The sequence below is a fragment of the Pseudarthrobacter sp. 05T312 genome (assembly GCF_056396685.1).
The window spans coordinates 131,362-143,937 of the sequence record NZ_JBFTLY010000011.1; the positions used below are offsets into that span (position 1 = coordinate 131,362).

The 12,576-nt window shown below is 67.4% G+C and carries 12 protein-coding genes and 1 rRNA gene; all 13 read right to left on the minus strand.

The window, feature by feature from the left end:
• Positions 1–4 precede the first annotated feature (4 nt).
• Complete coding sequence (locus AC1DIP_RS14855) at positions 5–487, minus strand: 8-oxo-dGTP diphosphatase (RefSeq protein ID WP_477734176.1); 483 nt, start codon at positions 485–487, stop codon at positions 5–7.
• A gap of 35 nt (positions 488–522) precedes the next feature.
• Positions 523–1,317 carry a hypothetical protein gene (locus AC1DIP_RS14860; protein WP_477734177.1) on the minus strand — a complete coding sequence of 265 codons (795 nt, stop codon included), beginning with the start codon at positions 1,315–1,317 and terminating at the stop codon, positions 523–525.
• A 2-nt stretch (positions 1,318–1,319) separates the two neighbouring features.
• On the minus strand, positions 1,320–1,841 hold the full coding sequence (locus AC1DIP_RS14865) for an RNA polymerase sigma factor (RefSeq protein WP_477734178.1): 522 nt from the start codon (positions 1,839–1,841) through the stop codon (positions 1,320–1,322).
• Between the two features lie 103 nt (positions 1,842–1,944).
• Positions 1,945–2,982: a site-specific tyrosine recombinase XerD gene (gene xerD, locus AC1DIP_RS14870; RefSeq protein ID WP_477734179.1), complete on the minus strand. Its 1,038-nt coding sequence runs from the start codon at positions 2,980–2,982 to the stop codon at positions 1,945–1,947.
• The gene (locus tag AC1DIP_RS14875) at positions 2,982–3,641 is read right to left on the minus strand and encodes an NUDIX domain-containing protein (RefSeq protein WP_477734180.1); all 660 of its coding nucleotides are present in this window, start codon (positions 3,639–3,641) and stop codon (positions 2,982–2,984) included. The genes xerD and AC1DIP_RS14875 overlap by 1 nt, the downstream gene beginning before the upstream one ends.
• A 25-nt stretch (positions 3,642–3,666) precedes the next feature.
• Entirely contained in the window at positions 3,667–5,442 is a 1,776-nt protein-coding gene (locus tag AC1DIP_RS14880) for a CTP synthase (RefSeq protein WP_476210453.1), read from the minus strand.
• 28 nt (positions 5,443–5,470) lie between these two features.
• Entirely contained in the window at positions 5,471–7,210 is a 1,740-nt protein-coding gene (gene recN / locus AC1DIP_RS14885; RefSeq protein ID WP_477734181.1) for a DNA repair protein RecN, read from the minus strand.
• A 4-nt stretch (positions 7,211–7,214) separates the two neighbouring features.
• Positions 7,215–8,240 (minus strand): NAD kinase, encoded by a 1,026-nt coding sequence (locus AC1DIP_RS14890; protein ID WP_477734182.1) that lies wholly within the window; start codon positions 8,238–8,240, stop codon positions 7,215–7,217.
• A gap of 13 nt (positions 8,241–8,253) precedes the next feature.
• Positions 8,254–9,069 (minus strand): TlyA family RNA methyltransferase, encoded by an 816-nt coding sequence (locus tag AC1DIP_RS14895; RefSeq protein WP_477734183.1) that lies wholly within the window; start codon positions 9,067–9,069, stop codon positions 8,254–8,256.
• Positions 9,069–9,320, minus strand: a complete 252-nt coding sequence (locus AC1DIP_RS14900; protein ID WP_477734184.1) for a hypothetical protein — start codon at positions 9,318–9,320, stop codon at positions 9,069–9,071. The genes AC1DIP_RS14895 and AC1DIP_RS14900 overlap by 1 nt, the downstream gene beginning before the upstream one ends.
• 9 nt (positions 9,321–9,329) lie before the next feature.
• Entirely contained in the window at positions 9,330–10,319 is a 990-nt protein-coding gene (locus AC1DIP_RS14905) for an HAD-IIA family hydrolase (protein ID WP_477734185.1), read from the minus strand.
• A gap of 6 nt (positions 10,320–10,325) precedes the next feature.
• Complete coding sequence (locus tag AC1DIP_RS14910) at positions 10,326–12,161, minus strand: hypothetical protein (RefSeq protein ID WP_477734186.1); 1,836 nt, start codon at positions 12,159–12,161, stop codon at positions 10,326–10,328.
• A 321-nt stretch (positions 12,162–12,482) separates the two neighbouring features.
• Positions 12,483–12,576 (minus strand): 5S ribosomal RNA (rrf, locus tag AC1DIP_RS14915); the annotation flags it as partial.

Sequence of the window (12,576 nt, forward strand, 5' to 3'; positions counted from 1 at the left end):
CCGCCTAGCGCAGGAGGCTGCGGGATGAGGCGACCGACTCGTTGTCTGTAGCCATGGTGACCACCACGTTGACCCTCCGGCCTTCCAGCACCACCGGAAGCCAGTGGTCCGCGTCCTGCCACATCCGGTCCACGGGAAGGGTGTCCACGCGGAACCAGCCGGGCAGGATCTCGTCGCTGGGTTCCGGCTCGCCCTCCCAGGTGCGGGCAGTGAACAGGCTGGTTTTCATGTCCCATTCCGGCCGGGACGGGAAGATAAAGTGCACGCTGCCGGCATCACGGAGGTCTTCCTGCCGCAGCACCACCCCGGTTTCTTCAAGGACTTCGCGCACCACGGCCTGCGCGTGCGACTCCCCCGGTTCCACATGGCCGCCGATGCCTACGATTTTGCCTTTGCCGAACCCGGTCTGCTTGAGCCCCAGGAGGACCTCGGAGCCGTTCTCCCCATCGCGGAGCAGGAAACAGAGGGTGACCTGGGAGGATTCCATGTGCACAACCCTATAGCTGCCGGCGGGCCCTGAAGCTATCCGGCGGCCGGGCCGTCGCCAACCAGTTGCTGCCGGAGTTCCACCGGAAGCCCTTTGGAGGCAAAGTCGCGGTCCATCGCTTCCTGGGGTGTGAGGCCTTGATTGTTCAGTGCCTGGAACTCCCAGTTCAGGACGCTGGCGGTCTGCTGGCGGAAATCGCACAGGAACCGGCCGTCCTGCAGCTTCGCGATCTGGTACCAGGCGTTGCCGCCATCGAGCTGGAGGGCTTTGGCCCCCTCATCCGAGATGGAGAAGGCCAGCCAGCCGCCGGCGCAACCCAGCACGGTATAGAGATGCTGTTGGTCTGCGGGAATCGGAAAGATGATGCGCTGCTGGTCGCTCCGCTGCAGGTCCACGTTGTCCATGGTGCAGGGCACACCGCCCGTGCTCAAGCCACCGGCCGCAGGGCTCCCGGATGGAGCCGCGGAGGATGACGCGGTGGCAGTGGGTTGGTCACTGGCAGACGGTGTGGCCGACGGGCTGGCCCGTGCAGGGTTTCCGGTTGCCTCCGGGGGCGCCACGCCGGGCCCGGGCATGGGCCGCTGTGTCATGGCCCCGCCCACGTACACCGCGCCGGCCACCGCTGCTGCTGCTGCCAGCACAGTCGCAGCAGTTGTGCGGACGGCTGTCCGTCCCCGCTGGTGGCCGCGTTCCGGTGCCCGCGCCGCCGGACGGATGACTTCGGTTTCCCCAAAAGCCGCCAAGGCCTGGGCCGTATCACCTGCGGCCACCTCATTCGGGCCCGTCGGCCGGGGTTTGGCAGCCTTCATCAACTGCTCAATGCGGTCCATGGCTAGTCCTTCCGTTCGGTCATGAGATGTGCCGGTGCAGCCTTGGCGAAAGCCCGGCGTGCACGGTGCAGCCGTACGGCAGCAGTTGAAGGGGAACATTCAAGGGCTTGGCCGAGTTCGGGGAGGGTCAGGTCATCCCAGTAACTGAGCATGAGGATCTCGCGGTCCCGTTCCCGAAGGCGGCCAAGTACCTCCGCTACCGGGCCCTTCTCCCCGGTTTCCTCCTGCAGGACGTTGCCGCGTGCCTCGTCCTGCAGGCGGTCAAGAAGTTCCTGGCGGCGGCGACGACCCCTGTATTCATTACCGAGCACATGACGGGCCGTTGCGAGCAGCCAGCCGATGCCGGGCGGCTCCGGAAGTTGTTTCTGCCAGGCAATGCGGAACACGTCGGCCGCCAACTCCTCGGCACGGCCCGTGTCGCTGATGCGGCACGCGATGTACCGGTGGACCCGCCCCGAATGCTGGGAATGCAGATGATGAATGCCTGCTCTTCCGCTGCCAACATAGTATTTCCCCCCGGACACTGGTGAGTCTTCTTGAAGACTAAGTGTCCCGGGCGGGGCTGGTTCTTACAGCAGCGGGAAAATTCGTTGTGCGGATCGATGCGACCGTCAGGGCAGGACCCGGCTAGCCCAGCGCCCGTGGATGTGCCGCGGCGTAAATCTCCCGCAGGGTATCGGCAGTGACCAGGGTGTACACCTGGGTGGTGGTCACCGACGCGTGGCCCAGCAGTTCCTGCACCACGCGGACGTCCGCCCCGCCTTCCAGCAGGTGGGTGGCGAAGGAGTGGCGCAGCGTATGCGGTGACACGTCGCGGGTGATGTTGGCTCTTTCCGCCGCCGCTTTCAGGATGGTCCAGGCACTCTGGCGGCTGATCCGCCCGCCGCGGGCATTGAGGAACAGCGCGGGCGTGCCCTTCCCCTTGGCGGCAAGCAGCGGGCGCCCGCGGACCAGGTAGGCATCGAGCGCCCGGGCCCCGTAGGAGCCCAGCGGCACCAGGCGTTCCTTCGATCCCTTGCCGAACAGGCGGACGATCGCGGGCCCGGCCCCCGGTTCGGCAAGGGAGATATCGTCAACGTCCAGTCCCACCGCTTCGCTGATCCTGGCCCCCGTGGAATAGAGGAATTCGAGCAGGGCGCGGTCCCGCAGCCCGGTGGCGGTATCGGTTCCCGCCGCTTCGAGGATCCGGGTCACCTCATCGACGCTGATGGCTTTGGGGAGCCGCTTGCCGGCCATCGGTGGGTGTACCTCGCTGGCTGGATCCGCGGTTGTGTGGCCCTCCAGGGCCCAGAACTTGTGCAGCCCCCGGACAGCCACCACGGTCCGGGCGGCGGACCGCACGCCCAGCGCAGAACCGCCGTCGGACCCGTCTGAAAGGGCACGGACGTACCCCGTCACATGGTGCCGGGTGATGTCACCGGGGCGTGAGCAGCCGGCGGCCGTGAGGTAGCGGGCGTATCTGGCCAGGTCCCGCCGGTAGGCTGCGAGCGTGTTCGCGGCCAGCCCGCGTTCGACGCCGAGGTGCTGGAGATAATCGGTGATTCCACGCTCGATCGCGGCCGGGACGGCCGCAGGTGTGGCACCGGCGGTTGCACCGACCGCAGGGGCGGCGTCCGGGACCGGCTCAGCCTCCGGGACCGCTTCCACCGATGGACCAGGCACCATCAGCGCTGGCTGGGGTGGGCGGGCCAGGGGGCGTCGGCGGGACGGAGTCCGTCATAGCTGGAAGAGCGGGCGGCTGCAGCGGCGAGGATCCCGACGACGGCGGAGGGGTTATGCAGGCGGCCGGCCAGGACGGAGGCCACAGCGTCGTCCAGGCTGATCCAGTGGAATTCGATCTCCGCTTCCTCGTCCGTCCGCTCGTGGCGTTCGTGGTGCGGCACTTCGGTGAGGTCCCGGGCCAGATAGATGCGGATGGCTTCGCTGGAGGATCCGGGGGAATTGAAGACATCGGCCAGGACGTTCCAGGTCCCCGCCGCCAGGTCCGCTTCTTCAGCGAGTTCCCGCGCCGCCCCGACCACGAAGTCTTCGCCTTCGACGTCCAGCAGGCCCGCGGGGACTTCCCAAAGGTCCATGCCAACGGGGTGCCGGTACTGCTTCAGCAGCAGGACCTGGCCCTCGTCATTCATAGGCAGGACGGCGACAGCGCCCGGGTGGTCGATGTAGTCGCGGGTGAGGGCGTCCCCGGACTCGGAGAGCTGGAAAGTGTCACTGACGACGTCCCAGATCCTGCCCTGGTAGACCTTCTCCGTGGACAAAAGACGGCGCGGGCTTGGTGCATCCGAAACCTGTTTGGCAGGGGTGGCTTCAGGTGTACCAGGCATCGCGCCGTCCTTTTTGTTCTATTGACTACTTAGCGGTAACGCTACCCGATGCTGCAGGCTCCTCCACCGCGGGGGCAGCCGTGTCGGCAGCGGCCTGCTGGCCTGCGCCCTGGTGGTCCAGGGCCGCCTTGATCAGGCCGGTGAACAGCGGGTGCGGGCGCGTGGGCCGCGAGCTCAGCTCGGGGTGCGCCTGCGTTGCAACGTAGTACGGGTGCACGTCCGCAGGCAGCTCAACGAATTCGACGAGCTTGCCGTCCGGGGAGGTACCGGAGAAGACCAGGCCCTTCTCTGCGATCTGCTCGCGGTACTTGTTGTTGACCTCGTAGCGGTGCCGGTGGCGTTCGCTGACCGTGGTCTTGCCGTAGGTGCCGGCAATGACCGAGCCCTCGTCCAGCTTGGCTTCGTAGAGGCCCAGGCGCATGGTGCCGCCCAGGTCGCCGCGGCCTTCGACGAACTCCAGCTGCTCTTCCATGGTGGCGATGACCGGGTACTTGGAATCCGGCTCGAACTCGCTGGAGGAGGCACCTTCCAGGCCCACCACGTTGCGGGCGTACTCGATGACCATGCACTGCAGGCCAAGGCACAGGCCCAGCACAGGCAGCTTGGTCTCGCGGGCGAACTTCAGGGCACCGAGCTTGCCTTCGAGGCCCCGAATGCCGAAGCCGCCAGGCACGCAGATGGCGTCCACGCCGTCGAGCGCCTTGATGGCACCCTCCCGGGTTTCGCACTCGTCTGAGGGGACCCACCGGATCTTGACCTTGGCCTCGTTGGCGAAGCCGCCGGCACGCAGGGCTTCGGTGACCGATAGGTAGGCGTCCGGAAGGTCGATGTACTTGCCCACCAGCGCGATTTCGACCTGGTGCTTGGGGTTGTGGACGGCCTCCAGGAGGCGGTCCCAGCTGGTCCAGTCCACGTCCTTGAACGGCAGGTCCAGGGCACGGACGATGTAGGAGTCCAGGCCCTGGGTGTGCAGCGTCTTGGGGATGTCGTAGATGCTCGGGGCGTCCGGGCAGCCGATGACTGCTTCGAGGTCGACGTCGCACATGCGGCCGATCTTGGCGCGCATGGCCTCGGGGATCTCGCGGTCGGACCGGATCACGATGGCTTCGGGCTGGATGCCGATGGAGCGCAGCGCTGCTACCGAGTGCTGCGTGGGCTTGGTCTTCAGTTCCTGCGACGGTCCGATGTACGGGACCAGGGAGACATGGACGAAGAAGACATTCCCGCGGCCAACGTCCTGGCGGACCTGGCGGGCCGATTCGAGGAAGGGCTGGGACTCGATGTCGCCGACGGTGCCGCCGATTTCGGTGATGATGACGTCCGGGGCGTTCTTGCCTTCAGCGGGGAGCCGCATGCGGCGCTTGATCTCGTCCGTGATGTGCGGGATGACCTGGACGGTGTCGCCGAGGTATTCGCCGCGCCGTTCCTTGGCGATCACCGTGGAGTACACCTGCCCGGTGGTCACGTTGGCCGAACCTTCGAGGTTTTCGTCAAGGAACCGCTCGTAGTGCCCGATGTCCAGGTCCGTCTCGGCGCCGTCGTCCGTGACGAAGACCTCACCGTGCTGGAAGGGGTTCATCGTGCCCGGATCCACGTTCAGGTAGGGATCGAGCTTCTGCATCGTGACGGACAGGCCGCGGGCCCGGAGCAGGTGACCGAGGCTGGAGGCCGTCAGTCCCTTACCGAGGGAGGACGCCACGCCGCCGGTGACGAAGATGTGCTTTGTCATCTTGGAGGAGCCCGGGAACCGGGAATTTACACGGGAATTTGATCGCTGCACCACGGAATTCGAGCCTATCATCAATTGCGCCTTCCCGTGGCTGTTCCCGTCAGGCCCGCTGCGGCAGGAGTTTGGCGTCGTCCAGCAGTTCCTGGGCGTGGGCCTGGGCGGACTCGGAGTCTTCCTGGCCGGCCAGCATGCGGGCGAGTTCCCGCACGCGTTCCGGCCCGTCAAGGAGGCGGACGTCACTGGAGGTGAAGCCGGTGGCGGTGCCGCCGTCGGCTCCCCTGACGGATGTCTTGGTGACGGTGATGTGCTGGTCGGCAAAGGCGGCCACTTGGGGAAGGTGGGTGACCACCAGAACCTGCACGTGCCGCGCCAGCATGGCCAGGCGGCGGCCGATCTCGACGGCGGCGCGCCCGCCCACACCGGCGTCGACTTCGTCGAACACAAACGTGGGGACGGGGTCGACGGCGGCCAGCACCACTTCGATGGCCAGCATCACGCGGGACAATTCACCACCGGACGCGCCCTTGCCCAGCGGCCGGGCCGGGGCACCTGAGTGCGGCTGCAGCAGGAAGCTGATGTCGTCCGCGCCGTGCGGACCCAGCTGCCCGGCAGCTTCGAGGTTGATCACCAGGGTGGCGTCTGCCATGGCCAGGGCCTTCAACTCGGCGCTGACCCGGGCAGAAAGGTCCTTGGCCGCCTTGAAGCGGATCTTGCTGATGGCCGCGGACTGCTTGGTCAGTTCTGCTTCGGCGCGGACCACTTCCGCGTCGAGGGCTTCGATGCGGGAGGAGTCGTCCTGCAGTTCGTCGTACCGGACCCGCGCGGTCTCGGCCCACTCCAGCACTTCATCGATGGTGGGGGCATATTTGCGGACCAGCTTGGCCAGGGCTGCCCGGCGGTCCTCGATTTCGGCGAGCCGTTCCGGCCCCTCGGTGTCCAGGCCGGCCTGGTAACTGGCCAGTTCGGTGGCGATGTCGTTGAGCAGGAAGCCCACTTCCGCCAGCCGCGCGGCCGCCGAGCCGAGTTCGGCATCGTGCTCGGCCACATGCTCCAGGGTGCGTTTGGCGGAATCCACCAGGGTGGTGGCGTCGCCGGTTTCGCCGAAGTCCTCGGCGATGAGGGCCTGGTGGGCTGTGCTGGCCGCGATCCGGAGCTCCTCGACGTTGGCGAGCTTGACGGCCTCAGCTTTCAGGAGCTCGTCCTCCCCCGGCTGCGGATCCACCTCGTCTATTTCAGCCAGGGCCGCCTCCAGGGATTCGGCTTCGCGCAGCCTGTCCCGTGCGGCGCTCCGAAGGCTGTCCAGTTCCGCCTGGCTGGCCTTCCACCGGCTGTACAGCTCCTGGTAAGCGGACAGCGGTCCGGCGAGGTTGTCCCCGGCGAACTTGTCCAGGGCCTCCCGCTGGGCTGTGGCGCTCTTGAGCCGGATCTGGTCCGACTGGCCGTGCACCACCACCAACGATTCGCCGATCTCGGCCAGGACGCCCACCGGGGCAGCCCGCCCGCCCAGGAAGGCACGGCTGCGGCCGTCGGCACCCAGGCGCCGGGCCAGGATAAGCTCGGCGCCGCCGTCGAACTCCTCAGCGTCAGCACCGGCGTCAAGGGCGCGGGCGATGGCCGGATGACCGGCGTCGAGCTTCAGCACCGCTTCCGCGGTGGCGCTTTTCGCACCGCTCCGGACGGCCCCGGCGTCGGAGCGCGCTCCCAGCAACAGTCCGACGGCGGTGACCACCATGGTCTTGCCCGCGCCGGTTTCACCCGTCACCACGCTCAGTCCCGGGCCGAGCGGGAGTGTTGCGTCGGTGATGACGCCGAGGTCGCGGATTCTCAGTTCTTCAAGCATGGATTCACTTCGCAGTCGACGGATCGGGATCGCTGCCGGGGTTCTCCGCATTCGGGACGGGCAGCGGCGGCATGGGCCGGGGCGTCCGCACAATGGGGATGGGTCCGGTGTGCACGGCATCGGACTTCGGTACCGGGCCGCGCCAGCCGTGGATGGGCAGCTCGAACTTACGGACCAGCCGTGCCGAGAAGGGCGTCTGGTGGGTGCGGGCCAGCCGGACCGGGGTGGCCGACTTGGTTACTTCGACCCGCGCACCGGGCGGCAGGTCGACGGAGCGCCGGCCGTCGCACCACAAGACCCCCTGGGCGTCGGTGCGGCCCAGCACCTCAACGGCGAGCCTGGACCTGGGCGATACGACGAGGGGCTTGGCAAAGAGCGCGTGGGCACTGATGGGCACGATCACCAGCGCCTCCACCTCCGGCCACACCACGGGGCCACCGGCGGAGAACGCGTAAGCCGTGGAGCCCGTGGGGGTGGCCAGCACAATGCCGTCGGAGCCGAAGGACGTCAGTGGGCGCTGGTCCACCTCCGTGACGACTTCCAGCATGCGCTCCCGGTTGGCTTTTTCGATGGCAGCCTCGTTTAAAGCCCAGGTGTGCCAAATCTTCTGGCCGCGGACCCAGACCTGGACGTCGATGGTCATGCGCTCTTCGACGGTGTACTCCCGGCTGGCAATCCACTCGACGGTCTGGGCAAGGTCCGCCCGCTCACTTTCCGCCAGGAAGCCCACGTGGCCCAGGTTCACGCCCAGCAGCGGCACATCCACCTCGCGCACCAGCTCCGCGGCGCGCAGGATGGTCCCATCGCCGCCGAGGACCATGACCAGTTCCACGTCGGGCAGCTGGACATGGTCGTGGAGGACCTCCACCGGCTGGGCCAGGTGCCCGAAGAACCGTTCCATGTCGCCCAGCTCGGACTCCTGCATCACCGGGACCATGCCCGAAGCATGCAGCAGGGCGCAGGCTTCCCAGGCGGCCTTCAGTGACTCCTCGCGGCCGGTGTGGGCAAGGACCAGTACACGCCTGCTCATCAGGTTCCGCTCTCTAGTGGTTCTGCCAGATTTGTCCGAGCAAGGCAGCTGCTGCCGCCTCTCGCTCTTCGATCTTAGGCAAGTCTTGGGTGATCCTGCGTTTTATCCACAGGAAGTATTCGACGTTGCCGTCCTGCCCGGGCAGCGGACTGACCGCCAGGCCGCAGAGGTCCAGGCCGGCGTCCAGCGCTGCCCTGGCCACCTTCTCGACGGCCAACCGCCGCTCGCGCTCCGACGTGACAACGCCGGTCCGGCCCAGCCGGTCCTTGCCGATCTCGAACTGTGGCTTGACCATCAGCACCAGGTCGCCGCCGGGCTCGGTGCAGTCAGCCAGCGGCTGAACCACGAGGGTGAGGGAAATGAAGGAGAGGTCGGCGACAGTCAGGGCAGCGGGGCCGCCGATGTCGGCGGGCGCCATATATCGGACGTTCATGCCCTCGTGGACCTCCACGCGCGGGTCGTCCCGGAGGTGCGGCACCAGCTGGCCATGCCCGACGTCGACCGCCACCACGTGCGCGGCCCCCCGCCTCAGCAGGACGTCCGTGAAGCCGCCGGTGGAGGCACCGGCGTCGAGGCACCGTTTGCCTTGGGCCGAAACGCCAGGAAACGCGTCCAGCGCACCGGCCAGCTTGTGCCCGGCACGGCTGGCATAGGTGTCCTGTTCATCGTGTTCCACGGCCAGGTCCCGGCTCTCGTCAACCTGCAGGGATGCCTTGCCAAGGACCTGGCCGCCGGAACTCACTTTGCCTTCGGCGATCAGTGAAGCGGCGTGCGTCCGCGACCTGGCCAGTCCGCGGGCCACCAGAGCCTGGTCGAGGCGTAGCGGCATCAGGCGGCCCCGCCGTCCGGACCAGTGCCTGGGGCAGTAACGTCTGCGGGATCGCTGTTAAGCGCGGCCAGCAGATCATCGTGAAGCAGGTTGTAGACGGCCTCGTGGTCCGCTGCCGGAAGCTGGGGCAGGTCAAGGAGCCGGGCGACGGCCTGCGCCACCGGCGGATCCGTGATGTCCCGCCCGTCGGCCTGCGGCCATTCCGGTGCCGGCTGGGATGTCGGGTCTTCCGGTTCAGTCAGCTCGGTCATGGAACCAGTCTAGTGATCCAGCCACACCAGCTTGGGCGCGTGCGGGGCTGCGGCGTCGGGCGTCGCGGCCCACCATGCGGCACACGCCGCCCGCCACGAGTCCAGGTTGTCCTGGCCGCCTATGATGCCCACCGCTCCGTTGGCAACGCGCGCTGTGGACTGCCCGCAGGTGTAAGTGCCGTCGTCGTGCGTTATCTCCGGGTAGGGCCGGTGCAGGTCCCCGAGGTTCGCAATGATGTATTCGGGACGTTCCGCCGCCCTGGCCGCCAGGATGGTTTCGCGCGTGTCGACCCCGGTCAGGACCGCCACCGTGGCGAAGCCGGCATTGTTGCCACCCAGGATATCCGTGTCCAGCCGGTCGCCCACCACGAGGGGACGTTCCGCCCCGAGCCTCTTGGCAGCCGAATGGAACAGCGGCGCTTCCGGCTTGCCTGCCACCCGCGGTTGCTGGCCGGTGGCTGCGGCGACTGCGGCCACCAGGGTGCCATTTCCCGGGGCGATGCCCCGCGCCTGCGGGATGGACATGTCCGTGTTGGTGGCTACCCAGAGGGCCCCGGCATTGACCACGTACGTGGCCTCGGCCAGGTCCTTCCATCCGATCGCGGGGCTGAACCCCTGGACCACGGCGACCGGGTCCTCATCCTGTCCGGCCACCGGCACGAGGCCCACCAGCTCGATTTCCCGGGCCAGGGCCGGGCTGCCCGTGATAAGAATCCGGGACCCGGGAGCAAGCATCGAGGCAAGCAGCTCGGCCGCCGCCTGGGACGAACTCACCACCTGGTTGTCCTCTGCGGGTGCACCAAGCTCCCGGAGATGCGCTGCAACGTCCGCGGGTGACCGGGATGCGTTGTTGGTGACATAGCCCAGGCCAATGCCCAGCCCGGAAAGCTGCTTCAGCGACTCAACAGCTCCCGGAATGGCGTGCGGCCCGGCGTAGACCACGCCGTCCAGGTCGGCGAGGAGTGCATCGAAGCGGGAAACCAGGGAAACGTCGCTCATCTGGGGTCAGTCTTCCCGGCGGTCTTCGTCGTGTTCAGTTCCGGGGTTGTCTTCTGCAGCGGCGTCGTCAGCGGGCACAGCCTCGAGCTCGTCATGTTCCACCGAGTCCTGGTCCGATTCTGCGTCGTCGGAAACGAAGTAGTCGGCGTCCTGGTCGTCGATGCTGGTGTCCTGCGCGGACTTCGCGTCGGCCGATCGGTCGCTCTTGGCCGTTGCGTCGGTTGAATCTGCAGCAGGCGCCGCGGCGTCGGACGCGCGTTCGAGCATCCTGCGGCGTTCAGCCTCTTCCCGGGCCTCTTCTTCCTCGTCCCAGCCGAGGTCGATGATCTCGGGTTCCTGGTCAGCGCCCAGGCCCAGGGCGTCTTCTGCCACGACGGCCTGCCTGTTCCACTTGTCTGCTTCTTCCTGCCGGCCCACAGCCGCAAGTGCATCGGCGTAGGCACGGAAGAGGCGCGGGCTGTAAGAGAAGGCGCGGTTCATGTCCAGTTGCGGGATTTCAAGTTCGGCTACTGCCGCGTCCAGCTGGCCAAGGTCAGTCCGTGCCCCGGCAGCTACGATTGCCAGTTCTACCTTGCCGGGGGCATCGAGGTCCTGGGCTTCCTCCGACCGGGCGACGTCAAGGGCGCGGTCCGGGCGGCCCAGGCCACGTTCACAGTCGGCCATGACGGGCAGGTGAACGTTGGAGCCGCTGATGCGGCGGAAGGTGCGGAACTCGCGCAGCGCCTCGCCGTAGTGGCCGGCAGCGTAGGCGGTAAGGCCCACGGCTTCGCGGACGGCGGCGAGCCTGCCTCCACGGCGGCTGGCGGCGAGTGCATGCTGGAAGGCCAGCTCCGGCTCGTCGTCAATGAGGCGGCCGGCCATCACCAGGTGGCGGGCCACCCATTCCGAGCTCTTGGCTTCGAGGGTCTTGATCTGGTGCTGCGTTGCGCGGTCCAGTTCCTTGCCCGTGACGTCTTCATCGATTTCGGGAGAGCGTTCCCGGTCCGGCCGGTTGGCGCTGCGGAGGTCGGCAGCGTTGGGCACGCGGACAGGACGGTCTTCCTGGCGGTCGCGGCCAAAGCCGCGGGGACCGGTACCGCGGCCTGATTCGGCCCGGGAATCACCGCGGTCGAAGCTGCGGGGTGCCCGGTCCTGGCGGTCGCCAAAAGGCCTGCGGTTCTCGCCGCCGCCAAAACCACGACGATCACCTTCGCCGTCACGGCGCGGACGGTCACCAAACGGCTTACGGTCGCGATCACCGAACTGGCGACGGTCRCCYTCGCCRTCRCGGCGCGGACGGTCACCAAACGGCTTACGGTCGCGATCACCGAACGGTTTACGCTCGCCACCGCCGCCAAAACCACGACGGTCACCCTCGCCGTCACGGCGCGGACGGTCACCAAACGGCTTACGGTCGCGATCGCCGCCGCCAAAACCACGGCGGTCGCCTTCACTGTCGCGGCGCGGACGGTCACCAAACGGTTTGCGGTCGCGGTCGCTGAACTGGCGACGGTCGCCATCGCCGTCACGGCGCGGACGGTCACCAAACGGCTTACGGTCACGATCACCATAGGGCCTACGCTCGCCACCACCGGCACCGCCGCCGAAGCCGCGACGGTCACCCTCACCATCACGGCGCGGCCGGTCACCCTCGCCATCGCGACGGGGACGGTCGCTGAACGGCTTACGGTCACGATCACCATAGGGCTTACGCTCGCCACCACCGGCAGAGCCGCCGCGGGAGAAGTTGTTGCCATCGCGGTCGGACCGGGACCGGAACCCGCGGGGGTCACCACCGGAGTTGTTGTTGCCGCGGAACGCGCCCCGGTCGTTGCCTCGGTTGCCACCGTTATGCTCGGCCATTTGGATTCCTCCTGTTGTGAGCCGACCACTGGCGCAACTGCAGCCGCTCTTTTCGTTTCCTACGCAACCCGAAATCAAGCGCTTCGAAGTCCGTACATCTTCATCAATTCTAGTGGAGCCACCAAATCCCCCCGGACAGCGCGGGCCCTGGGAACGGTATCGTGGCAATCTTCACAACGGGACAGCCTGCGGCAACCATTGCCTTTGCCGCCGGCATGACCCCCGCCTGTCGGATGTCGCTGCTAACCGTCGTTGGCGGGTTTTTGTGTTAAATGTGGGAGGCCCCAACCGTGTGGTTGGGGCCTCGACCATGTAATGATGTTCCGGCGGTGACCTACTCTCCCACACCCTCCCGGGTGCAGTACCATCGGCGCTGTGGGTCTTAGCTTCCGGGTTCGGAATGGGACCGGGCGTT

Coding starts and splice junctions, on each gene's coding strand:
- AC1DIP_RS14855 (WP_477734176.1), bottom strand. CDS start 487: ATGGAATCCTCCCAGGTCACCCTCTGTTTCCTGCTCCGCGATGGGGAG.
- AC1DIP_RS14860 (WP_477734177.1), bottom strand. CDS start 1,317: ATGGACCGCATTGAGCAGTTGATGAAGGCTGCCAAACCCCGGCCGACG.
- AC1DIP_RS14905 (WP_477734185.1), bottom strand. CDS start 10,319: ATGAGCGACGTTTCCCTGGTTTCCCGCTTCGATGCACTCCTCGCCGAC.
- AC1DIP_RS14890 (WP_477734182.1), bottom strand. CDS start 8,240: ATGAGCAGGCGTGTACTGGTCCTTGCCCACACCGGCCGCGAGGAGTCA.
- xerD (WP_477734179.1), bottom strand. CDS start 2,982: ATGGTGCCTGGTCCATCGGTGGAAGCGGTCCCGGAGGCTGAGCCGGTC.
- AC1DIP_RS14875 (WP_477734180.1), bottom strand. CDS start 3,641: ATGCCTGGTACACCTGAAGCCACCCCTGCCAAACAGGTTTCGGATGCA.
- AC1DIP_RS14880 (WP_476210453.1), bottom strand. CDS start 5,442: ATGATAGGCTCGAATTCCGTGGTGCAGCGATCAAATTCCCGTGTAAAT.
- recN (WP_477734181.1), bottom strand. CDS start 7,210: ATGCTTGAAGAACTGAGAATCCGCGACCTCGGCGTCATCACCGACGCA.
- AC1DIP_RS14900 (WP_477734184.1), bottom strand. CDS start 9,320: ATGACCGAGCTGACTGAACCGGAAGACCCGACATCCCAGCCGGCACCG.
- AC1DIP_RS14895 (WP_477734183.1), bottom strand. CDS start 9,069: ATGCCGCTACGCCTCGACCAGGCTCTGGTGGCCCGCGGACTGGCCAGG.